Source organism: Oscillatoria salina IIICB1 (assembly GCF_020144665.1).
Classification (GTDB): Bacteria; Cyanobacteriota; Cyanobacteriia; order Cyanobacteriales; family SIO1D9; genus IIICB1.
The window spans coordinates 15,920-38,104 of sequence record NZ_JAAHBQ010000059.1; the positions used below are offsets into that span (position 1 = coordinate 15,920).

19 protein-coding genes are annotated in these 22,185 nt (G+C 43.1%); 14 read left to right on the forward strand and 5 right to left on the reverse strand.

Going from position 1 to position 22,185, the window contains the following annotated elements; translation table 11 throughout:
- The first annotated feature begins 28 nt into the window (after nt 1-28).
- Nucleotides 29-1,507 (forward strand): KGK domain-containing protein, encoded by a 1,479-nt coding sequence (locus G3T18_RS17540; RefSeq protein WP_224411875.1) that lies wholly within the window; start codon nt 29-31, stop codon nt 1,505-1,507.
- A 76-nt stretch (nt 1,508-1,583) separates the two neighbouring features.
- Nucleotides 1,584-2,570, forward strand: a complete 987-nt coding sequence (gene tilS, locus G3T18_RS17545) for a tRNA lysidine(34) synthetase TilS (protein WP_224411876.1) — start codon at nt 1,584-1,586, stop codon at nt 2,568-2,570.
- 18 nt (nt 2,571-2,588) lie between these two features.
- On the opposite strand, the gene hmpF is transcribed toward tilS, so the two are convergent.
- Entirely contained in the window at nt 2,589-4,349 is a 1,761-nt protein-coding gene (gene hmpF / locus G3T18_RS17550; RefSeq protein ID WP_224411877.1) for a pilus motility taxis protein HmpF, read from the reverse strand.
- Nucleotides 4,350-4,442: 93 nt separating this feature from the next.
- The gene (locus tag G3T18_RS17555) at nt 4,443-4,637 is read right to left on the reverse strand and encodes a hypothetical protein (RefSeq protein ID WP_224411878.1); all 195 of its coding nucleotides are present in this window, start codon (nt 4,635-4,637) and stop codon (nt 4,443-4,445) included.
- A 583-nt stretch (nt 4,638-5,220) separates the two neighbouring features.
- Between G3T18_RS17555 and G3T18_RS17560 the strand changes: the two genes are divergently transcribed.
- The 5 genes from G3T18_RS17560 (at nt 5,221) to G3T18_RS17580 (ending at nt 11,576) form a co-directional block, all read left to right on the forward strand.
- The gene (locus G3T18_RS17560; RefSeq protein ID WP_224411879.1) at nt 5,221-6,543 is read left to right on the forward strand and encodes a response regulator; all 1,323 of its coding nucleotides are present in this window, start codon (nt 5,221-5,223) and stop codon (nt 6,541-6,543) included.
- Nucleotides 6,544-6,654: 111 nt separating this feature from the next.
- Complete coding sequence (locus tag G3T18_RS17565) at nt 6,655-7,023, forward strand: response regulator transcription factor (protein ID WP_224411880.1); 369 nt, start codon at nt 6,655-6,657, stop codon at nt 7,021-7,023.
- Between the two features lie 27 nt (nt 7,024-7,050).
- Nucleotides 7,051-7,602 carry a chemotaxis protein CheW gene (locus G3T18_RS17570; RefSeq protein WP_224411881.1) on the forward strand — a complete coding sequence of 184 codons (552 nt, stop codon included), beginning with the start codon at nt 7,051-7,053 and terminating at the stop codon, nt 7,600-7,602.
- Nucleotides 7,603-7,794: 192 nt separating this feature from the next.
- Entirely contained in the window at nt 7,795-10,761 is a 2,967-nt protein-coding gene (locus G3T18_RS17575) for a methyl-accepting chemotaxis protein (protein WP_224411882.1), read from the forward strand.
- 20 nt (nt 10,762-10,781) lie between these two features.
- Nucleotides 10,782-11,576 carry an MlaE family lipid ABC transporter permease subunit gene (locus G3T18_RS17580; RefSeq protein WP_224411883.1) on the forward strand — a complete coding sequence of 265 codons (795 nt, stop codon included), beginning with the start codon at nt 10,782-10,784 and terminating at the stop codon, nt 11,574-11,576.
- Nucleotides 11,577-11,634: 58 nt separating this feature from the next.
- On the opposite strand, the gene G3T18_RS17585 is transcribed toward G3T18_RS17580, so the two are convergent.
- Nucleotides 11,635-11,982, reverse strand: coding sequence for a hypothetical protein (locus G3T18_RS17585; protein WP_224411884.1), 348 nt, complete (start codon nt 11,980-11,982; stop codon nt 11,635-11,637).
- 232 nt (nt 11,983-12,214) lie between these two features.
- Between G3T18_RS17585 and G3T18_RS17590 the strand changes: the two genes are divergently transcribed.
- Entirely contained in the window at nt 12,215-13,138 is a 924-nt protein-coding gene (locus G3T18_RS17590) for a cation diffusion facilitator family transporter (RefSeq protein WP_224411893.1), read from the forward strand.
- 420 nt (nt 13,139-13,558) lie between these two features.
- Here G3T18_RS17590 and G3T18_RS17595 read toward each other — a convergent pair whose 3' ends face one another.
- Nucleotides 13,559-14,218 carry a class I SAM-dependent methyltransferase gene (locus G3T18_RS17595; protein WP_224411885.1) on the reverse strand — a complete coding sequence of 220 codons (660 nt, stop codon included), beginning with the start codon at nt 14,216-14,218 and terminating at the stop codon, nt 13,559-13,561.
- A 106-nt stretch (nt 14,219-14,324) separates the two neighbouring features.
- On the reverse strand, nt 14,325-16,184 hold the full coding sequence (locus tag G3T18_RS17600) for a M48 family metallopeptidase (protein ID WP_224411886.1): 1,860 nt from the start codon (nt 16,182-16,184) through the stop codon (nt 14,325-14,327).
- Nucleotides 16,185-16,750: 566 nt separating this feature from the next.
- Here G3T18_RS17600 and der point away from each other — a divergent pair.
- The 6 genes from der to proC all read left to right on the forward strand — a co-directional run bounded on the left by der (nt 16,751) and on the right by proC (nt 22,165).
- Nucleotides 16,751-18,112: a ribosome biogenesis GTPase Der gene (gene der, locus G3T18_RS17605; protein ID WP_224411887.1), complete on the forward strand. Its 1,362-nt coding sequence runs from the start codon at nt 16,751-16,753 to the stop codon at nt 18,110-18,112.
- Nucleotides 18,113-18,134: 22 nt separating this feature from the next.
- Nucleotides 18,135-19,007 (forward strand): energy-coupling factor transporter transmembrane component T family protein, encoded by an 873-nt coding sequence (locus G3T18_RS17610; protein ID WP_224411888.1) that lies wholly within the window; start codon nt 18,135-18,137, stop codon nt 19,005-19,007.
- A 374-nt stretch (nt 19,008-19,381) separates the two neighbouring features.
- On the forward strand, nt 19,382-19,651 hold the full coding sequence (pipX, locus tag G3T18_RS17615; protein WP_224411889.1) for a transcriptional coactivator PipX: 270 nt from the start codon (nt 19,382-19,384) through the stop codon (nt 19,649-19,651).
- The gene (locus G3T18_RS17620; protein WP_224411890.1) at nt 19,648-20,316 is read left to right on the forward strand and encodes a YggS family pyridoxal phosphate-dependent enzyme; all 669 of its coding nucleotides are present in this window, start codon (nt 19,648-19,650) and stop codon (nt 20,314-20,316) included. The genes pipX and G3T18_RS17620 overlap by 4 nt, the downstream gene beginning before the upstream one ends.
- Nucleotides 20,317-20,701: 385 nt before the next feature.
- A complete protein-coding gene (locus tag G3T18_RS17625) occupies nt 20,702-21,295 on the forward strand; it encodes a cell division protein SepF (RefSeq protein ID WP_224411891.1) in 594 nt (197 codons plus the stop codon).
- A gap of 66 nt (nt 21,296-21,361) precedes the next feature.
- Nucleotides 21,362-22,165 (forward strand): pyrroline-5-carboxylate reductase, encoded by an 804-nt coding sequence (proC, locus tag G3T18_RS17630; RefSeq protein WP_224411892.1) that lies wholly within the window; start codon nt 21,362-21,364, stop codon nt 22,163-22,165.
- The last annotated feature ends 20 nt before the right edge of the window (nt 22,166-22,185 follow it).

Here is a 22,185-nt window from a genome sequence, read left to right on the forward strand (position 1 = left end):
TAAAAAAACTAAATGGGGGAAAATAGTCGTGGATAATCAGTTCTCGCCGCTTTTCAGTGGTGAAGTTCTCACAATTGAAGATTCCGATCAGTTTTTGATCTCGCATCACACGTTCCAATCGGGCGAATTTACAGAAGCCCTGAAAAAGCAGCTACTCGAATACGGTATTGGTGGGTTTACTGAAGACAATAATGCCTGGTTTAGCGAAGAAGGCGTTGAGTGCAAAGTTCTTCGCTATGGCGCTACAGGATGGAAAAAAGGCAAAGTCAGAATTAACCTTGAATTTTGCCCTGACGATACGGAAACTGCTCCCCAGCAGCAAGCTAAAAGTGTCGGCAACGGTTCTACTTCTACCCAAAAAAAAACAGTGGCAAAACCTGAAAATATTGCTACTAACGAAACAGCAGAACTAGATTTAGAAGTCTCGTCAGTTACTTCTTCAGCAAAACTAGAGTTAACTGAATCTGAGTCAGAGTCAAGCTTAGATTTGTCAGAAACTACTTCAGAAACTTCAGAAACTGAGGAAGTTCTCGGACTCGAAGATATAGAACCAGAGGAACCGGAATTAGACCTTGAGGAGAGTTCTGCTTTAGTTGAAGAAGAAGAATTAGATTTAGATTTATCTGCTAGTGAGGAAGAAGAAGAACTCGATTTAGGCGATAGTTTTAGTGAGGACGAAGAAGAACTTGATTTAGGTGATAGTTTTAGTGACGAAGAAGAAGAACTTGATTTAGGCGATAGTTTTAGTGAGGAAGAAGAAGAACTTGATTTAGGCGATAGTTTTAGTGAGGAAGAAGAAGAACTTGATTTAGGCGATAGTTTTAGTGACGAAGAAGAACTCGATTTAGGCGATAGTTTTAGTGAGGAAGAAGAAGAACTCGATTTAGGTGAGACTACAGCCGCAGCAGCAGAATTTGATTTAGATGAGAGTTTTAGTGAGGACGAAGAAGAGCAATTAGAAGATATGTCAGATCCTTTTGCTGACGAGTCAGATTTGGATTTTGGCGAATCTAATTCTGAAACAGAGGAAGGTTTCGATCTTGGTGGTGACTTAGAAATAGACAATTCTACTACCAGCGAAGAAGAAAATTTTCAGTTAGAAGGTATCGGCGAAAGTTATAGTGAAGAGCTTAATTGGGAAGAAGATACTTCAACTGAAGAAGAGGAAATCGATCTGGCAAATGTTCTTAGCAATGAGGAAGATTTTGACCTTGGTGAGACAGAAGAAAGCATTGAATATGAGGAAAGTTCAGAGGATTTAACCGAACTTTCCCAAAGTATTGACGAAGATTTAGAGTTAGTCGGTACTGAAGATGAAGATATTTTTGGGATGGGAGAACTTTCTGCTAGTGACGAGGAAGATTTAGATTTGGCAGATTTAGCTGGAGATGATGAAAATTTTGATTTTCCTAACCTCTCAGAAAATAATCAGGAGAAAAAAGATTCTCAGGAAGATATGTTATTTGATGATGTGTGGCAGGATATGAACGAGAACGAGTTTAGTTGAAAAAATAGTTGGGAAAAAATGATGAGATCGAACCAAAATTAGCAGTTTCAATCGGAGTTCTCCAACCCAAAATCCGATGACTCAAAGCACTAGCTGGACACTTCTCCACGCAAGGCTACATCAAACCTTGCGCCAAAGAAAACTATTACCTCCACAAAAGCGAGTTTTAGTAGCTGTTTCTGGCGGTCAAGATTCTTTGTGCTTGTTGAAACTTTTGCTAGACTTACAACCTAAGTGGTTGTGGGATTTAGCGATCGCTCATTGCGATCACGGTTGGGCTACTGATTTTGGTATTGCTGCTCATGTCGGGGAATTAGCACAAACTTGGCAAATTCCTTTTTATCTTCAAAGTACGACTCAACTCAAGGAAACCGAAGCGGCTGCTCGTCAGTGGCGCTATCAAGCTCTAAGCGAAATTGCTGGAGAACATAACTTTGCGATCGTCGTGACAGGTCATACTCAAAGCGATCGCGCGGAAACTTTGCTCTATAATTTGATTCGAGGTACTGGTGCGGATGGTTTACAAGCGCTCTCTTGGCAACGGGATTTAACGCCACTTGTACGTTTGGTGCGTCCTTTACTGAATTTTTCTCGTGGTGAAACTGGGGAATTTTGTCAGCAATTTGCTTTACCAGTTTGGCAAGATGCGGCTAATCAAAATCTTAACTATGCGCGCAACCGTCTGCGATCGCAGGTGATTCCTTCTTTAAAAGCTGAATTTAACCCGCAAGTAGAAACAGCGATCGCCCAAACTGCGGAACTTTTGCGAGCTGATGTGGAATATCTCGAATCTTGCGCTCGCGAGCTTTTTGAACAAGCACAAATTCCTCAACAACTCGGATTAAATCTTGCTTGCTTGCGTCAAGCTCCCCTAGCTTTACAACGCCGTGTCATGCGTCAACTGCTAAAAAAAGTTCTCCAGCGAACGCCTAACTACGAGCAAATTGAACAACTAACCCAATTAATTAACGCTCCCAACCGCTCTCGCACCTCCTCTCTACCGGGAGGGGCGATCGCTGAAGTTGAGAATGATTCAATCGTATTTCGCTTTATTTGTCAATAGTTTAATTGCCAAGAATCTTTAACCTGCTGCCATTTCCGGAGCAGAATGTAAACTATCAATTGCTTCGTGCATTTGGGAAATAGCCTGAATTTGATATTCCCCATTTTGTTGAACCTTAGAAACCGTTGACGCGATCGATTCTAGCTCCTGTTGCAATTGATTCAAGCTCTCCCGAGCAGGTTGTAAACTTTCTTCATAAAGATGCACCTGACCCCAGAGTTTAGCCACCGCTAACCGTGCTTCCTGATAACTTGACTCCAACTGTTGAAGTTCCTGACGTTTAGCTTCATTGCGACTAGTCTGCTGCTCAACCATCTCCTCAGCTTGAGAAATATTAGCTTGCATCTGCTCAATTTCACCTTCCAGCTTTTGCAAATTCTCCTCTTGTTCCTGTTGTTGTTCTTCCAGGCGATTTAAAACTGGTCGCAGGTCAATATCTTGATTATCGCGATCGGGTTCAATAATCCCTTGTCGCCGCCGCAATACCCGCAAGTGTTGATTTAAAATTACCTGTCGCTCTCCCAAACTACGCCGTTGACCTACCAGCGTTTCAGACAACATTCCCTTTCTTTCTTCCTCATCAGCAAGTTCTTGTTCGATCGCCGGAGCATCATAAACACTAGCATTGTTGAGCTTTTCTTTGAGTTCCTCAACCGTATCGCGTTGTAACTTAAGTTCTTCTTCCTGGTCATCAACAAAACGCTGAAGATTATCCAAATCCTGTTGTAACTTATCCACCTGCTCCTGTAACTCTTCCAGAGGCATACTTTCCAACACCTCCACATCTACAGTTTGAGCAATCTTATTTTCTGCGGGATCTGTACCCAACTGAGAAATAGACTCATAAAGTTGCTCAGTTGCTTGTAGCGATCGCTTAATTATCTGCACCGAAGAACGCTTCATTTCAATCGCCTTATGCTGCAACTGCAACTCTATTTTCCCTTGTGCTAAAGAAGCTTCCTCCTCCTGTAAAACACCTGTAATCTCCTTAATTTTTTCTGACTGCTGCTCCACCTCAGCTTGTCTTTGTTGAGCTAAAGTTTTTTCTTGCTCTAGTTGCTGAGAATAATTATCGATCAGTTCTTGGTAACTATTAAAAGCCAGCAAAGCGCGATCGATTTGTTCTCGTAGCACATCCGTAGGAGCCACCACCGAATCAAGATAATTCAACAATTCCTTAATCGTGGCAGTATCCTCTTCACTTAAACCAGCAGACTGCTGAACTTCACTTTGAAGCGCCGCCAACTTTTCTTGTTCTCCACGCAAATGCGCCCAAGCACCTTCAAGTTCCTGACTTTTACGCTCAAACTCCTCGCGAAGTTTTTCTGCTTCCTCACGAGTACTTTCAATTTCCTGACGTTGTTCTTCGAGACGTTCAACTTCTTCCTTCGCCTGTTCGAGCCGGTCCAACTCAGCTTCCAACTCCATTTCCCGACGACTAAGCTCCTGACTTTGATAAGTCAAAGACTGCTTCCAAGTCTCAATTTCCTCTTCTTGACCCTTAGACTTTTCCAATTCCCGCGAGAACTTTTGCAACAGCCCAACCAATCTATTCCCTGCTGGTTCCGGCACCCCCTGAACTTGTCTATTTCCACTCAAATTCACAATTACCAGAGCGCCATTCTCAAAGCTACTTGCTTCCTCCGAAGCGATCGTTTCCTCACCTTGGATAGAACTCCAAGTCTGGTCATTGCGCTCACAAGCCAAAAGTTTTAATTCCGTCTTCGAGCCGCCGATAAAGCCTTTACTCTGCTTTCTTACTTCTGCGAGATATAGCACTCTTCAATAGTCCTCTCAATGTGTGTAGAGCTTAATCTTGAGCAAATTTTTTCTTTATAGTTTCTTCAGTGTAAACGAACCACCTCGCCCAGACTAATCCCACGAACAAGATTGATGACTAGCTTGCCGAAATCTGTCCCAGTAATAGCCTGCGGCTTTTCCGTACTTAGGTAACGACTTCACCTTTAAAGAAAAAGGCGCGTCCCCAGCCTCTTGGCAAATCACCCGATCGCGATTACTGCTGCGACATTCCTGTCCTAGGTGAAACCGCAGGCATGAAGCTAGCACGTTGGGTTTTAACACTCTTGACACTCTTATAGAAGGATTATAACCTTCCCAGTAAATGTCGCGCTTAACTGCCAACCATCCTAGTGGGATAGAGTAAGAAGACAGCGTAAGTTATTGTTCAATTAATAAATAAATGTCAATTTCACCAAGAAAAACTCATCACCTGCTATTTTAACGCTCTCCTAGCTAGAACAACCTCAATCGCGAGCCAATCAAAGTCTTAATTTTCCTGCAAAAATTAGTTAGATTTAGCAAACAAGCTCTCGCCCTAGCAAGCAAGTTATAGTTTCTGTCAGCGTTAATTTTGCTTAGTTTTCAATTAAACTAAGTAATATGTACTAATAAAATTGAAATAGGGATCTCAAAGGAAATCAATAGTATTAGACAAGTATTGCCACTACCAGAGAAGATAATTCCTAACGTAGCATTATTTTAATTCCTATACTTCTCCAGCAGAGATCGCCTCAATTATCAAACCTTAAATTAGTTTCTTAGTTTTGGTATAATTCAACCCTTCCAGTCGAGGGTAGCATCAAGAAAGAGCCACATCGATCGAAGTATAGAGGAGCGGATTTTTGAGAAGATGCAGGGAAATTTAAACGAAATTGACATCCGCAGCATCCTGCAACTGATCGAATTAGGTCAGCGAACAGGCGAACTATTCGTAGAAGCTTATCGAGAACGTCCCAGCAATCAGATTAGTAGCGATCGCTCCACTGAGCGACTGATCCTCGATAATTCCGTTTTAGCAGAGGAATCCAAACAAGCCGAGCAATTTTGGTTTGTCTTTTTTGTCAACGGGCAAATTATTTACGCTGCCGACAGTAGTAACAGTAATTTATCCCGTTTGCGTGACTATCTACGTCGCTACAAAGTAGAAAACGCCCTCACTGAACTACAAAGCAACCCAGCAATTGCCTCGACAAATGCGCCAGAATATGCTTACTTGTGGCTACTATTGGAAAATCATCTAATCGACCCCAAACAGGGACGGAGTATCATTCACAGTATGGCAAATGAAACCCTCTTTGACCTTTTGAGCATTAGCCAAGGCTCATTTATCTTTGAAAGCGCTCCTCCCCTAGCACCTCAATTAACTACCATAGAAATAGCACCGCTAGTAACTAAAATCATGAAACAGGTGCAGCAATGGAAGCAATTTTATCCTCTAATCCAATCACCAGAACAATATCCGGTAATTGGCGATCGCGTTAAATTACGAGAAGCTTTAGGAGAAAACGCTTATAAAAACTTATATTACTGGGCAGATGGCAAAACGACCTTGCGGCAGTTATCGCGCTATCTCAATCGGGATCTGCTGATTATTGCCAGAGCAATTTATCCTTATTTGCAAAAAGGTTGGGTGCAAATGCTTAGTCCTAATTTTTACTCAGATCTTGCCCAACAACAACTAGCCTTACCCAAGCAAACAACCCGCTTACCTCGTGTAGTCTGTATCGACGACGAGGTGACAGTGGGAATGACCGTTGAAGAACTCCTTCAAGGACAAGGATACGAAGTTCATGTCATCAGCGATCCGATCCAAGCTCTGAGTCAAGTTTTTCAAATTAAGCCCGACCTAATTTTTTGCGATCTGGCAATGCCAGAATTAGATGGTTACGAAATTTGCGCTATGCTGCGAAAATCAACAGCATTTCGCCATACCCCCATTATTATGCTGACAGGCAAAGAAGGATTTATTGACCGAGTCAAAGCAAGAATGGTAGGTTCAACTGACTATCTTACTAAGCCATTTGGAAAAAGCGAGTTATTGATGTTATTAGAGAAATATATTGGTATGGGGACTGGCAGAGACTTAAACCAGAACCGAGATTCCCAAGCTAACGGAATCGAAACCTGGGGAGAGCGTCAAGACAACAGCAACACATCCACAGCAACAGCATGAAGTGATGGAGTTAATTTAATGAGATATTACAAGTACACAACGTACTAAACACAAGCAAAAAAAATGTCGGTTTCGTTTAGATCGCCGATCGGGTTTCTCAGGTAGGGAGTTATGAGTATAGTTTTAGTTGTAGAAGACAGCCTAGCACAAAGGCAAATGATCTCAGACCTCCTCAAAGGTAGTGGTTTGAAGGTCGCTGTCGCCAGCGATGGCGTAGAAGCTTTAGAGCATATTCAAAAATCTAGCCCTCCTGACTTGGTAGTGTTGGATATTGTCATGCCGAGAATGAATGGTTACGAGGTTTGTCGTCGTTTGAAAAATGACCCAAAAACGCAAAACGTTCCTGTGGTGATGTGTTCTTCTAAAGGTGAAGAATTCGATCGCTACTGGGGTATGAAACAGGGTGCAGATGCTTATATCGCTAAACCTTTTCAACCAACAGAGTTGATTGGTACGGTCAAACAGCTACTGAGAGGGTAAAAATATTAACGGGATGGAGTAGGGGCAATGGAGGCAAGTGAAAACTATTTCAGTGGCAATGGTCAAGAAATATCGTCGGATATCCAAGAACTGGAAGCTCCAGAAGGTCAACTACATTTGAGGTTTTTCGTTCCTTCAGGAGATGAGTTTGCTCTGCCAGCAATGGGTATCAGAGAGGTGATCCAACAACCTCCAGACCGGATCGCGCCTATTCCTAATGCTTCTCCATTGCTGTTAGGAACGATTAATTTCCGAGGTCAGGTGATTTGGGTCGCAGATCTGGGTCAGTTTTTGGGAGAGGATCTGGCGTTAAATACAGAACGACCGGAAATTCCGGTAATTGCAGTTGAGGATCAAGAAACTATCTTAGGATTAGCCATAGAAGCCATTGGGGATATTGATTGGCTGGATGTAGACCAACTCCAGATGCAAAGCAATGTTCCCGATCGCATGGCTCAATTTGTCAAAGGTGAGTGGGTGTTAAATAAGGAAGAAGCAAGCGAGGGTTTGTCTGCACCAAAATATCTTCGTCTACTAGACCAAATCGCGATCCTGCGATCGGCACGGTGGGCAGCATGATTTTTCCTGACTAACTAAGTTTAAAAGAAGAGCTTTCGGATTTTTTCAACCCCCGCATCTCGGAAGTAGATGCTTCGTCCTAACTACTAAAAAGGTACAAAGAAAGAAGCAATTTAGCAGGCAAAGGGCGAGGAAAGAGCATCCAGCTTTGATTCCTACACCCTACTCAGGATTAACATCGGGAGGAGGCAAATGACATCAGGTACAGATTACGCACAAGAGTACGGTAGGGCGGAGAAGGCATATCTAACAGGTAAATACCCAGAAGCGGCGGAAATTATTGACCGTTTGGCTTCTGAATATCCGGAAGATGTAAATGTGGTGCTGCTGCGGGGACATATTTACTGTTATGGTTTCCAAGATTATGAAGTCGCACAACAGCAATATGAAAAGGTTCTCGAATTAACTCAAGAACCAATGCTGTGCGATTATGCTCATCAAGGAATGGAAACAATTCGACAATTACTTGATGAGGCATCGAATGAAGATTTTGGTGATGTCTCTGGGGAAGAGTTAGAAGATTTCGATGTTCCTGAACCAGAAGAAGATTTTGTGGGAGGTACGGAAGAGCAACATTGGCAGGAATTAGAAGAGTTGGATAGCGATCGCGATCTGGATCTAGCTAGTTTGGATTTCGATGAGGAGACTTCGTCCGAGGAAGATTACTTGCCCCAAGAGGAAGCGACGCGCCTTAACAGTGAACCTTTTGCCAATCCTTTTGCCGCAGAGATTAGTAGCGATCTGCGGTCGGATTTGTCCGCACAAGAAGATGAAGATTATCAAGATCCTTTTGCTGTCGATTCTGCGGCAATTGATTCTAGTTGGGAAAGTAGCCAAGAGTTCGCTCTTGATAGCGATGATTTTCCTGAATCTGACGAAGATAGTTTTCCGCTCTCAGAGGAGGCTTCCCCAGGAGGAGAATTTTTGCCCGATTCAGATACCGATCGGGATAGTGAAGGTGCAACTTTTGTGATTCCTCCGAAACAGCAATCTCAAAAAAATTTAGCGCAGGAGCATTTTTCCGAGGAAGAAAATCAGGATTGGCAAATGTCTCCGGAAGCAGAATTTAACCCTGATTGGGACGAGGAAATTGAAGAACTTGAACCAGAATCATCTCACGATCGCGATTTTCAAGAAACTTTATTGATGGCATCTGGAGATTTAGAAGATGGTTTTGCCACTGATGAAGAAGATTATCACTACTTTAGTGAAGGAGATTCTGAACCTACCGAACCATTAGGAGTTAACAGTGCCTTTGTCGAAGAAGAAGACAATCTTGCCGATTATTCGTCACAAAATGGCTCCGCTGTCCGCGACGACTACGACATTGAGGAAAATTATAGTACCTACCGACAAAGTAACTCCCAAGACTTAAATTATTCAGACCTTGATGAAAAAGCCACAGCTTCAGACCTTCCCAATAGTACCGGGGATTTTTTAGAAGAATTTGAAGTATTTAATGACGATTTAGATAGTATTTCTGACTTTGATAGCGAAATTGGCGATCTAAATATTGATGGAGCAGAAGAAGACTTTGCACTTGATAGTGAAATCAAGCATTCCAAAGACCTCAGTGTAGAATCTAAAGATGAACCTAGGGTTAGTAGTAAAGAAGAAATGTTTAGCATTGGCGATACTGCTGCCAGCGTAACGACTAACTTTACTCCCCCACCCACGCCAGCGTCTTATGAAGCAAATGTTGAAGTCGAACAAGGTTCTTTAGCTGCTTTTGAAAATGCTCCTCTGAAGAAAAAAACCTGGCTCCAAGCTGGTGCGGCAGGTATTGTGAGCGCGATCGCCGTCGCTTTTGTCAGTTGGGCAGCTCAAAGTTTAGCCCCTGAAAATGCTGAAAGAGCCGCGATCGCTCATTTACGCCGCACTGGAATTTTGATGACTTTGGCGGCTGGAGGAGCTAGTTTCGGAACCACTTTATTTTTGGGTCGCCTAGCTACCAAACAAGTCCTACGCACCACCGAAGACTTACAAAATCAGTTTAATACTGTCTCTCAAGGTAATTTAAACGCCAAAGCTACAGTTTATTCTGAGGATGAGTTGGGTCAAATTGCTTCTGGCTTTAATCAAATGGCGCGGGTGATCCTGACGACGATGACTGAGGCTCAACGTAAAGCCGACGAGCAAGAACAAGCGAAAGAAGACCTGCAACGTCAAGTAATTCGTTTGCTCGACGATGTAGAAGGTGCAGCGCGAGGCGATCTGACTGTGCAAGCTGAAGTCACTGCTGATGTTTTGGGTGCGGTTGCTGATGCTTTTAACTTGACAATTCAAAACCTCCGCGAAATTGTGCGTCAGGTGACTCAGGTAGCACGGGAAGTTAATAAGGGTGCTAGTAATAGTGAGGCGTTTGCTCGCGGGCTTTCTAGCGATGCTTTGCGACAAGCTGAAGAGTTGGCGGTGACGCTGAATTCGGTGCAAATGATGACTGATTTAATTCAACGAGTTGCCGATAACGCCCGCGAAGCAGAAGAAGTCGCCCGCTCCGCTTCTAGTACCGCCAAAAAAGGCGGCGAAGCTGTAGAAAGAACCGTAGCAGGTATTCTGCAAATTCGCGAAACCGTAGCCGAAACAGCCAGGAAAGTCAAGCGTTTAGCAGAATCATCTCAAGAAATTGCCAAAATCGTCGCTGTAATTTCCGCGATCGCCTCGCGAACCAACCTATTAGCTCTGAACGCCTCCATTGAAGCAGCCAGAGCCGGAGAAGCAGGGAAAGGATTTGCGATCGTCGCCGATGAAGTTCGTCAGCTTGCAGACCGCTCCGCAAAAGCCCTCAAAGACATCGAAAAAATCGTCCTCCAAATTCAAGTCGAAACTGGTTCGGTGATGACAGCAATGGAAGAAGGTACTCAACAGGTAATTGACGGCACCAAACGCGCAGAACAAGCCAAACGAGCCCTCGATGATATCGTTCAGGTAAATAACCGTATTGACGCCTTAGTTCGTTCTATTACTGCCGATACCGTCGAACAAACTGAAACCTCTCGTGCAGTAGCCCAAGTAATGCAATCTGTCGAATTAACCGCTCAAGAAACCTCACAAGAAGCTCAACGAGTTTCCTCAGCATTGCAAAATCTCGCCTCAATGGCAAGAGATTTATTAGCAGGAGTCGAACGTTTCCGAGTTGAAGGAACCGAGGAAAAATAAACAAACTATCGCCAACCAAAATGACAATTGGACAGGGAAAAAAAAGTATTAGCGCTTGGTTCGAGCGTTTAATAGCAGCAATTTTCTTAGGAGGTCAAACCATCTTGCACCTCACCCAGAGTAAAATCCACCGACGCAATACCCTCGAACAAATGGCAGTCGTCGGTCCTGATTCAGTAGCGATCGCCCTAATTACTGCTAGTTTTGTCGGTATGGTATTCACCATCCAAGTAGCGCGAGAATTCCTGTATTTTGGCGCCGGAACTGCTGTTGGTGGGGTTTTAGCCCTTTCCTTAAGCCGCGAATTAGCACCCGTACTCACCGCAGTAGTCATTGCGGGGCGCGTTGGCTCCGCTTTTGCTGCCGAAATTGGTACGATGCGGGTAACAGAACAAATTGATGCTCTTTACACTCTGAAAACCGATCCCATTGATTACCTAGTCATTCCTCGTTTCTTAGCCTGTTGTTTGATGCTGCCAATTTTAACAGTTCTATCCTTAATTACTGGTTTGACAGGGGGAATGCTGATTGCTAAATTTCTGTACGATATTCCCTACTCCGTCTTTCTCGATTCAGTACGCAATTTTAGTAGCGCGAGTGACTTGCTCAGTGCAATGTTTAAATCGCTCATTTTTGGCGGTTTAATTGCCACAATTGGTTGCAACTGGGGTTTGACAACAACGGGCGGTGCTAAAGGTGTGGGGGAATCGACTACAACTGCTGTAGTTACGTCTTTACTGGCTATTTTTATTTCTAACTTCTTTTTATCTTGGATTTTGTTTCCCGGTACGGGAAGTGCTTTGACAGGTAATTGACATTCTCATTTTCGGAAAACTTGCTAACATAGGCTCCGATCCTCGTTCGCTGCTATCGCTATCCGACTTGCTCTAGATACTGAGATAGATCCTCGATCAAACGCGTTAATTCCGCCTCTGTAGTGAGACGAAGGCGATCGTCTCGCAAAGTAATTAACACTTTAGCTGCAAAAGGACTAGGGTAGATATTGGGGTTGCAGAAAACTTCGAGAAAGACATCTCCGGTGTAACGATACTCCATTGGCGATCGCTTTTGCGGTCTAGTACCGCCACTAGCAGTTTGACTAGCAGCCATCTTGAAACTCTGCATCAATTGGGCAATTTCTGCTTGTAATTGCTTTGCTGCTTCGGGAGTAAAGTTCAAGCTAACCGAACCCTGAACTAAATTAATTGTTAGTTGAGTCATAATTACAGAAAAATTTGCTTGAGTACAAGCTAAGGCAAAAGATGTTATTTAGTCCTTCGATCTGAATTTAGCAAATAATTGGACAAAAAGTAACTAATTATTAAAAATAATCTCAATAACTTGAGTTGTTTGTCTAACTTATTGAAAGCTAAAGTCATTAATTAATCAAGGTTTCAGCTTAAAAGAGAAAAAAATAATATCATGGAACCAAGAAATACTTTTGGTGAATTTTGTGCTACAAGATAACCGTTCGGCAGTTCGGAAAATATTACTAATTACCCTGGGACTTAACCTGTTAGTAATGGTCTTGAAAGCAGTTGTGGGTTTAGTAACAGGTTCTTTAAGTTTACAAGCAGATGCCTTGCATAGTGTTACCGATAGTGCTAATAATATTTTGGGTTTAATTGCCAATCGCTTCGCTTCACCACACCCAGACAGACGACATCCTTATGGACATCAGAAATTTGAAGCAGTAGGAGCGTTAGGAATTGCCGCATTTTTAGGTATTGCTTGCTTTGAAATTTTGCAAGGTGCGATCTCCAGAATTTTTCAAGGTATTAGCCCGGTAGCAATCTCAGTTCCAGAATTATCTATCTTATTGCTAGTTTTAGGCATAAATATTTTTGTCGCTTTTTACGAGCGTAGAGTTGGTAAGCAAGTTAACAGTCCGATTTTACTTGCTGATGCCCAACATACCATGAGCGATGTTTGGATTACGATTACTGTTTTAGCAGGCTTAATCGGAATTTGGCAAGCAAATACTTTGAATTTGCCACAATTACAGTGGTTAGACGTAGTTTTAGCTTTTCCTGTGGCTTTGCTAGTATTTCGTAGCGGTTGGAAAGTGTTGCAAGAAAATTTACCTTGGTTAGTTGACGAAATGGCGATCGCTCCAGAAGCAATTTACGATCTGGTCATGACAGTACCTGGAGTAGTCAACTGTCACGAAATCGCCTCTCGCGGGGTTTTAGGTAGACAAGTCTTTATTGAAATGCACGCGATCGTTAATGCAGTTGATGTTGAAAGCGCTCATGCTATTACTGAAGAAATAGAAAATCGTCTCACTGAACGCTTTAGTCCTGTTAGGATTTTGATTCACGTCGAACCACCTGATTATAAATCCGATCGGATTAGTTTTACCTCAGATGCTAACTGAATATTCCCAAAGTTTTCCACAGACATCTGTTCTTTTCCACAGAAATATGCTAGTTTTCCACAGTATTAAAGAAAAGATAACCCTAGCAAATTGTCTTATTAACCAAAGAGGGTAGTTATCACTTATCACCCGACCAGTTTATTCCCTAATTCCCTCTTGTCTTCCCATTCTGCCTCGCAACCAATCACCAGTTCAAGAGTCCTAATCATCCGATAGAAGCGCAGATAATAACTTTCAAGGGATAATGGCGATCGCTATTGATTGAATAAGTTGAAGAAAATTACGTCTGTCACCTCAATATTTTCCACCTTATCTCACCTTTACTTAAAATTACTTACATAAGTTTGGCAATTTGTCAACGGTATTTTTTCCAGTGGTTGACATTTTTCGTCACAAACTAAGGGAAAAATTTCGATTATTTTAGCTACAATCACCTTCTGCTGTCCAATGTCTATCCGAAGATTGATATACTTTCAGATTTGACAAACCAGCAGTTTTTACTAATTTCTCAACTTCAGACAAAGTAAAAGCAGCGTGGAGTGAATCTCGGAATAATTTTTTTTGCTGTTCATCATATTTTTTACCAATTTGTGCTACCATTTTTTCAAGCTTTTCTTCACTTTCAGGACGTAACAAATCCCGAAATAAAATTGCCCCCTTTGATTTAACTACGCGCTTAACTTCTCGCAGAAAAGGCAAAGGATCGGGCAAATGATGAACTAAACTATTCGACATAACTAGATCGAATTCTTGGTCGTTGTAAGGAATATTTTTAGCATCAATTTTGGCTAAACTTATTTGAGATTGCAAGCCAGCAGTGGCAACATAATCAATGCCAATATTTAGCATTGATTGTGCCAGATCGATGCCAATTAATTGCCATTCTGGGCGTTTTTGACAAGCTAAAATTGGAATCCGTGCGGTACCAGTCCCCACATCCAAAACTTTAGCAGAAATTGGCGCAAGAGAAATCGCTTTTTCAGCAAAAGCAGTATTTAGTTCCTCAAAATCCATTGCATCATATTTGGCTGCTTCTTCAGGAGAATCCATTAATTCTGGTTCTAATTTTCGTAAGAGCATAGATTTTATTTTTACATCGAACGACCATCAATTTATTAATTTTTCACTACTTAAATTCCGGGCTAGTTATTAACGTAATCCTCACCACAACTAGCCCTAAAAAAACTCAAAAACGGAAGTTTTGCCGTTGTTTGTATTCCTCAGTCTCTTGATATTCTGACCATAATTCAGCCACCTGCTTCTGAATTTCTAGATGTCGAGCAACACCTTCATAGGTATAGCGATTATAACCATTAGTCAGAATTAACTTTTCCAAATTATAAATGCGTTCGTCCGGATCTGGGTGAGTAGAAAACCAAGCAGGAATATTGAGATTATCTTCCTCATCCAGAGTAATCATTAAATTGTGTAATCCATCGGCTGCATAACCGCTAGCAACCAAAATTTTTGTACCGAGAATATCAGCTTGACGTTCCATCTCGCGACTATAATTAAGCACAATTAAATTAGCCGCAGTGCCGCCAAAAGGAAAAAATTGAGTAAGATTAGCAGTAAGATTTCCTTCAGTAACCAATTGAAAACCATGAGAAAGCACAGCATGAGATAATTCATGTGCTAACAAACCAGCTAACTCAGCTTCCGAGTTACTTTTAAGAATAGCCCCAGCATTAACAAATACCTTACCTCCCGGAAGTGCAAAAGCATTCAAGCGATCGTCCATAATGACATAAAATTGATAGTCAAAATCATCGCGTCCCGCAGCTAAAACAAGTTTATTACCGATCGCGCGAACATATTCCAGCACTTCTTCATCCTCTAGCATTGGAAGTTGTGCTTGCGCTTGGTTAGCAAGACGAGATCCTACTGCTGACTCTCCCCTCAACATCAAAACCGTAGTTTCCAAAGCGGAAAGGGGACCAAATAAATTACCTGTAACAGCATAACCAATTGCACCAGTAATAACATTAGCGATCGCATTTCCGCGCAACTCTCTCCGCAAATGTCGCTGATAGCGCGCTAAATTCTCATCAGCTAATTCCCGAAATTCTTCAGCCTGCTCGTGTTCTGGATTCATTAAAGCAAACTGACGCGCAATTAAGGAAGCTTCCAACCACTTTTCTTGCTCGCTATAAACTTCAATTGCAGTTTGGAGTAAAATTGGTTCGTTAGGATACAGCGCGATCGCTCGCTCCAATGCTGTAATAGCTTCATCAGTGCGATCGTACTTTTTCAAAGCCTCAACATAACGCACGTGACCGGGAATAAATTCCGGATGTTGTTCGACCAAAAACTTTAAAGGAACAAAGATTTTACTTTCTAATTCTTGTGCTAAACCTTCTTCAGAAAGTCGCCAATAAACTGCACCTGCTGGCGCTAATTCTGTGAGATTATAAATTGCTTCTGGTTGATTTTCTATCTCAGCTCTGATTTCACGAGCAAAAGGTGGTTTTGCTTCCCGATATAATTGGGTAGCTGCGGCAATATCTCCAGCTAAAAACAATCGATCTGCTTCAATAAGTTTCTGCTGACGAGCAATTTCTTCGGGAGATAACTCTGTTTCTATTTCCGCGTCTTCAGTTATTTCCTCAACTGTTGCTTCCCCAGGAATAGGAGATTCAGGAATAACTTCTTCTGCGGGTACTTCCTGAGTAGATTCTGGAGTTACTTCTTCCGTAGGTACTGCAAAAACTGGTTCAGCATCAACTTCAGTAGTTATTTCTAAAGTTATTTCCGAGAGAATGAGATCGGGAGAATCATTGGTAGAATTAATTTCGCGATCGCGTTCCGGAAGCGTTGCACTAAAATCCTGAGTTTGAACAATTCCGAGAGATTGTATTTCCGAAAGAATTATTTCAGGAGAATCATTAATTGAAGTAGTTTCATCATTACTTTTCTGACTAGCAGCGCTAACCGACTGATTTAAAACAATTTCCACTTCCAGGGGCTTCAATGTTTCCGCAAAAACCCCAGAATGAGGTAAGAAAATTCCTAAACTAACCAACAATACCGAGTAAGAAAATTTCATGGTGAGGAGTCCTACTCAAGAAGCTAAAGTAACGATCGTAATTGTATCCAACTCAAAAGAGTAGATTCCGCAAATTCAGCGTAGCCAGAGCAATCCGATCGTTGACAAAAAACCTCTTTGTGACTCTTCCTTTGCGACTTTGCGCTTTTGCGAGACAAAAAATCTCCAAATCGAGTCGAAATTTTCGGGAAAAAGTGCCACAAAGATCCCCCAAAACTCGCTACCATAGAATTTCAGTGAGCAGTGAGCAGTGAGCAGTTACCAGTTAGCAGTTACCAGTGAGCAGTTACCAGTTACCAGTTACCAGTGAGCAGTTACCAGTTACCAGTTACCAGTGAGCAGTTACCAGTTACCAGTTAGCAGTTACCAGTTAGCAGTTAGCAGTTACCAGTTTACTCACCCAGTCCCCAGTCCCCAGTCCCCAGTCCCCAGTCCCTAATCCCCAGTCCCCAGTCCCTAATCCCTAGTCCCCAGTCCCCAGTCCCCAGTCCCCAATCCCCAGTCCCCAATCCCCAGTCCCCAATCCCCAATCCCCAGTCCCTAATCCCTAATCCCCAATCCCCAAAATGCCTTTACCAATTGTCGCAATTATCGGAAGACCTAACGTAGGTAAATCAACATTTGTCAATCGTTTAGCGGGAGACAAACAAGCGATCGTGCATGATGAACCAGGAATAACACGCGATCGCACTTATCGTCCAGCTTTTTGGCAGGATCGCGAATTTCAAGTTGTCGATACTGGCGGCTTGGTTTTCGATGACGATACCGAATTTCTCCCCTTGATTCGCGAACAGGCGCTGACGGCTTTAACAGAAGCATCTGTGGCGATTTTTCTTGTCGATGGACAAATGGGAGTTACGGCTGCCGATCGCGAAATTGCTAATTGGCTGCGTCTCCAAAATGTTCCTGTCCTCCTGGCAGTAAATAAATGCGATAATCCGGAAATGGCGCTGGCGCAAGCGGCGGAGTTTTGGGAGTTGGGTTTGGGGGAACCTTATGCGGTTTCGGCGATTCATGGTAGCGGTACGGGCGATTTACTCGACGAATTAATTACTTATCTACCGTCGATGGACGAGATCGAAGTAGTTGAAGAAATCAAAGTGGCGATCGTTGGTCGTCCGAATGTGGGTAAATCGAGTTTATTGAATGCTTTCCTCGGTGAGACTCGCGCGATCGTTAGCCCAATTTCGGGAACGACTCGCGATGCGATCGATACTGTTGTCGAAAGAAATGGTAACACTTATCGCTTGATCGATACGGCTGGGATTCGTCGCAAGAAAAATGTTGACTATGGGGCAGAATTTTTCAGCATTAATCGTGCTTTTAAAGCGATTCGTCGGGCTGATGTGGTTTTGCTAGTCCTTGATGCTCTTGACGGTGTTACCGATCAAGACCAAAAATTAGCGGATAGAATCATTGAAGAAGGTCGCGCGGCAGTTGTTGTGGTGAACAAATGGGACGCGATCGAGAAAGATTCTTATACGATTTACGAGTACAAAAAACACTTACAAAACCGTTTTTACTTTTTAGCTTGGGCGGAAGCAATTTTTGTGAGTGCTTTAACTGGGAAGCGGGTAAAAAATATTTTAGATATTGTTGATACTGCGGCGGAAGAACATCGCCGTCGGGTTAGTACCGCCGTAATTAATGAAGTGATTCAAGAAGCAGTTACTTGGCACACCCCCCCTACAAGTCGCCAAGGTCGTCAAGGTAAAATTTATTATGGTACTCAAGTTAGCACTCAACCGCCAACGATCGCCTTGTTTGTTAACGATCCCAAACGCTTTAGCGATAATTACCGTCGCTATATCGAAAGTCAATTTCGCCAGCAGCTAGGCTTTATGGGAACGCCAATTCGGATCTTTTGGCGCGGGAAAAAAGCCCGCGATCTTGAACATAGCCCGAATCGAGCTACTAAAGTTAAATAAACTAACTAATTATTACTAACTAATGGACTTATTGCGATCGCTGCCTTTAGGATCTTACCTGGAACAGCCTGTTACTTGGCTGCATTATCTCGATCCCAGAGTAAAACTCGTTTGGTTGATGAGTTTTCTGGCTGCACCTTTGCTGGCAAATCCTTATTGGCGGATCGCTTTGGTGGTAATCTTGATTCTGCTAACTTTATCCGCCGCTATTCCGGTGCGCGTCTGGCGACAGCAAATGGGCTGGCTACTGTTTTTGTGTGTTTTTGTGTTTATAATTACTTGTCTGGCTCCAGATGGGTTGGCTGTAGAACATCAACCTCGTTTACCGCTTCTCGAAACCGATTTTCCCCAACCTACAGATTATCAATATGTGTTATTTGACGGAGGACGAGTAACCATAACTCGTCGCTCTTTGGATTTAGCAGTGCGTGTCAGTACAGTAATTTTTACTTTAATTTACAGCACTACTCTCTATTTGTTAACTACTGCTCCGGAAGAAGTAACGGCGGGATTAGAAAATTTGCTGCAACCGCTCAAAGTTTTCCGCTTACCAATTACTGAAATTACCTTAACTTTAACTCTTTCTTTGCGTTTTATTCCTTTGGTTTTGGAGGAAGTGCAAAATTTAGCTAGATCGATCCGCACGAGGGCGATAAATTGGAAAAAGTTGGGACTGCGGAAAAGTTTCCAAATTTGGTTGGTTGTTGCCGAAAGATTGCTGGAAAATTTGTTATTACGAGCCGAGCAAATTGCGATCGCGATGGATATACGTGGCTTTACTACTCCCGAGCGACATCAGGTAAAATGGCATCAGCTACGTTTAAGATGGGGTGATTGGCTAGCTTTGGCAAGTTTAGTTCCTTTTTGGTGGGCGCGAGTTTATTTTGGTTCCTAACTAGATTATTACTAAAATTACTAATTTTTTGCAGAATTTTTGCTCTTCCTCTTGACAAAAAACTAGTGAAATGATAAAAGCTTTGGCAAGCGCTTAAATTAGTTGGCGATCGCATTGAGGATTTGCTTTCCAGCTACCTTTAACTAAAATCAGGTTAATTATTCAGGGAAGTCGTCAAAAGTGAATTGTGAATATAGTAAGATTTATCCCTAGCTGACCCCAGAACAGGATATCATCAACCTAAGCTGTTTTCTCCTAAATTTATTTGTCTGGGTGGAATTGCTGCAAAACTCAGACAGAATACTTCCCAAAAATTATTTTCAGTACAGTCTATCCCCTCCTAGGGATGGGTATTTTTCTGGCAAAATTTCTAAATGAACACGGAAAACTATATAAATCATCCTACTTTCGGTCTTTTGTATCGAGTTTGCGCGGTAGACGAGCATCAAGAACTTTATACGACTCTTTATGCTCAACGCCTCTTTTTTGTGGTGACAGTTACTCAAGAAAATTTCGGTTTTGAACCGATTAGCAGATCCGATGCTCGACTGATGGTGGAAAACCGCCTGCGTAAATTGCGCCGTGGTGGTTCAACCCAAGAGTACGAACAGCTTCAAGCTATTCATCAGCAAACTTTCCAATGACAAGCTTAATCGCTAAACGCATTACAAAAATTCGCTCCTCTCTCCCTGCAAAAGTTCGCCCGATCGCAGTTACGAAGAAAGTCTCTGTAGCTGCGATGCGAGAAGCATACGCAGCAGGAATTCGCGATTTTGGTGAAAATCGCATTCAAGAAGCTTTACCTAAACAAGAGCAGCTACAAGACTTACCCGATATTTGTTGGCACTTTATCGGTCATTTACAAAGTAATAAGGCAAAAAAAGCGCTCGAACAGTTTCAGTGGATTCACACCTGCGACAGCCTCAAATTAGCTCAAAGATTGAATCGGCTAGCTGCTGATTTACCCTCACCACCGCAAGTCTGTCTTCAGGTAAAAATTCTCCCCGATCCTGATAAATACGGCTGGAGTGTTCCAGAGTTACGAGCAGATTTGTCAGCGTTAGACCAGTGTAAGAGGCTGAAAATCAAAGGGTTAATGACAATTCTGCCTTTAGGATTAACTGACGAGGAAACACTCACCGCTTTTCAAGAAGTGCGATCGCTGGCAACAAAAATTAACCAGCAAAATTGGTCAAATTTACAAATGCAAGAGTTATCAATGGGTATGTCAGCAGATTATCATTTCGCTGTTCAAGCAGGAGCAACTATGGTGCGCTTGGGACGAATTATTTTTGGCGAGATTGAGTAGGAAGAGGGGGAGGATAAACTGTTAACTGGTAAATGCGGCTAGGTGCTCGCTGCTAACTGGTCAATGGCATAAGATAACATATAGCCAAGTCAAAAGCTCGATCGAGCAAAGCCCAGTGCCGATCGCGTTAAAGACAAGGTCGGTGCAGCGATCGCGGACAGTCGGGAGGAATTCAAGCTAAGAGCGAGTAATCTGGAACTACCACTAAACCAGCCGACTCGTGTATACTGAAAAGTCGATTTTGCAGTAGCAAAAGGGGAAAATATCTTAAATATTTCGCCCAGTGGCTGCCAAATCTTTAAAATAAACCAACCTAGCTAAAACCCTTCTGGCGCTCCGGTTTCCCAGTTCAAAGCACATAAAGTTAAGTGAGGCAGAGTAAACCGTGAATACAATTTTTACTAAATTAAGAGATTTCGTCGGCGGCATGAATGAAGCAGAAGAGTACGATTATTACGAGGAAGAAATGGAAGGGGAAGATTACCAAAATGTTTACAATGAAGAACCTCCCCGTCCGACTGAAGAGGAACGTGCTACTCCTCGTCGTCCTCGCCGAGCAACTGTAGCGGCGGAAGCAGCAATGGGTTCCAGAAGTAATGTCATTGGAATGCCGGGCGCGACTGGGGGAATTTCGGAAGTTGTGGTGGTTGAACCTCGTTCTTTTGAAGAAATGCCTCAAGTGATTCAAGCTTTGCGAGAACGCAAATCGGTGGTGTTAAATTTAACGATTATGGACCCGGATGAAGCACAACGAGCAGTCGATTTCGTTGCTGGTGGAACTTACGCGATCGATGGTCATCAAGAGCGTATCGGCGAAAGTATTTTTCTGTTTACGCCAAGCTGCGTTCAAGTTAGCACCCAATCTGGAGGTGTGGTACATGAAGTAGCGGCGGCACCAAGAAGTACGGGTAGTGCTGCTAGTCGTCCTTCGGCACCTGCACCTGCGTGGACGGCGGAAGCAAGTCGCATTGCACAATAAGATCGATTTCTGTAAAGTTGCTATTGGCGTTGAGCTAATAGCAATGTCCTGTTAATAATTTACAAAGTGGCTGTTAAGTTAGGTTTGATTGGTGGCGGGGTGATGGGAGAAGCTCTGTTATCCCGCCTCATTGCTCGAAGAATTTATCTTCCTGATACTGTGTTGGTGAGCGAACCGTTATCAGCACGGCGCGATTACCTGAAGGAAAAATATCAGGTTCGGGTAACTGCTGATAACCAAGCCGCAGCTTCGGCGGATGAGGTTTTGCTTTTGGCGGTTAAACCTCAAGCTCTTGATGCGGTTGTGGCGAGTTTGGCGGGGGAAAGGGAAATTTGTCCCCTGGTGATTTCCATTTTGGCAGGTGTGCCGATAAGTCGTTTGGAGGCGGCTTTTCCAGAGCAATCTGTCATTAGAGTGATGCCCAATACTCCAGCGACTGTAGGGGCTGGAATGACAGCGATCGCCTCTGGTAGTCAGGTTAACTCGGAACAGGTGGCTTTGGCGAGGTCGATTTTTGAAGCTGTGGGACAAGTTGTGGCAGTACCGGAGTCTTTGCTGGATGCGGTAACTGGGCTTTCGGGATCGGGTCCGGCTTTTGTGGCGATCGCGATTGAAGCTTTGGCTGATGGTGGAGTGGCGGCTGGGTTGCCAAGAGCGATCGCTTCTCAGTTGGCTGTGCAAACTGTTCTTGGTACGGCTCAATTACTCCAAGAGTCGGGTTTGCATCCGGCTGCACTTAAGGATAAAGTGACTAGTCCTGGCGGTACTACGATTATTGGTGTGGCTGAGTTGGAAAAGTTGGGTTTTCGTTCTGCTCTCATTCAAGCAGTCCAAGCCGCAGCGCGGCGATCGCAAGAATTAGGTGAATAGTCTAATTATCTTGAAACTAG

What these genes read in the sequence shown, in the direction of transcription:
- tilS (WP_224411876.1), top strand. Translation starts at nt 1,584, where the DNA reads ATGACTCAAAGCACTAGCTGGACACTTCTCCACGCAAGGCTACATCAA.
- G3T18_RS17560 (WP_224411879.1), top strand. Translation starts at nt 5,221, where the DNA reads ATGCAGGGAAATTTAAACGAAATTGACATCCGCAGCATCCTGCAACTG.
- G3T18_RS17565 (WP_224411880.1), top strand. Translation starts at nt 6,655, where the DNA reads ATGAGTATAGTTTTAGTTGTAGAAGACAGCCTAGCACAAAGGCAAATG.
- G3T18_RS17570 (WP_224411881.1), top strand. Translation starts at nt 7,051, where the DNA reads ATGGAGGCAAGTGAAAACTATTTCAGTGGCAATGGTCAAGAAATATCG.
- G3T18_RS17575 (WP_224411882.1), top strand. Translation starts at nt 7,795, where the DNA reads ATGACATCAGGTACAGATTACGCACAAGAGTACGGTAGGGCGGAGAAG.
- G3T18_RS17580 (WP_224411883.1), top strand. Translation starts at nt 10,782, where the DNA reads ATGACAATTGGACAGGGAAAAAAAAGTATTAGCGCTTGGTTCGAGCGT.
- G3T18_RS17585 (WP_224411884.1), bottom strand. Translation starts at nt 11,982, where the DNA reads ATGACTCAACTAACAATTAATTTAGTTCAGGGTTCGGTTAGCTTGAAC.
- G3T18_RS17595 (WP_224411885.1), bottom strand. Translation starts at nt 14,218, where the DNA reads ATGCTCTTACGAAAATTAGAACCAGAATTAATGGATTCTCCTGAAGAA.
- G3T18_RS17600 (WP_224411886.1), bottom strand. Translation starts at nt 16,184, where the DNA reads ATGAAATTTTCTTACTCGGTATTGTTGGTTAGTTTAGGAATTTTCTTA.
- der (WP_224411887.1), top strand. Translation starts at nt 16,751, where the DNA reads ATGCCTTTACCAATTGTCGCAATTATCGGAAGACCTAACGTAGGTAAA.
- G3T18_RS17610 (WP_224411888.1), top strand. Translation starts at nt 18,135, where the DNA reads ATGGACTTATTGCGATCGCTGCCTTTAGGATCTTACCTGGAACAGCCT.
- pipX (WP_224411889.1), top strand. Translation starts at nt 19,382, where the DNA reads ATGAACACGGAAAACTATATAAATCATCCTACTTTCGGTCTTTTGTAT.
- G3T18_RS17620 (WP_224411890.1), top strand. Translation starts at nt 19,648, where the DNA reads ATGACAAGCTTAATCGCTAAACGCATTACAAAAATTCGCTCCTCTCTC.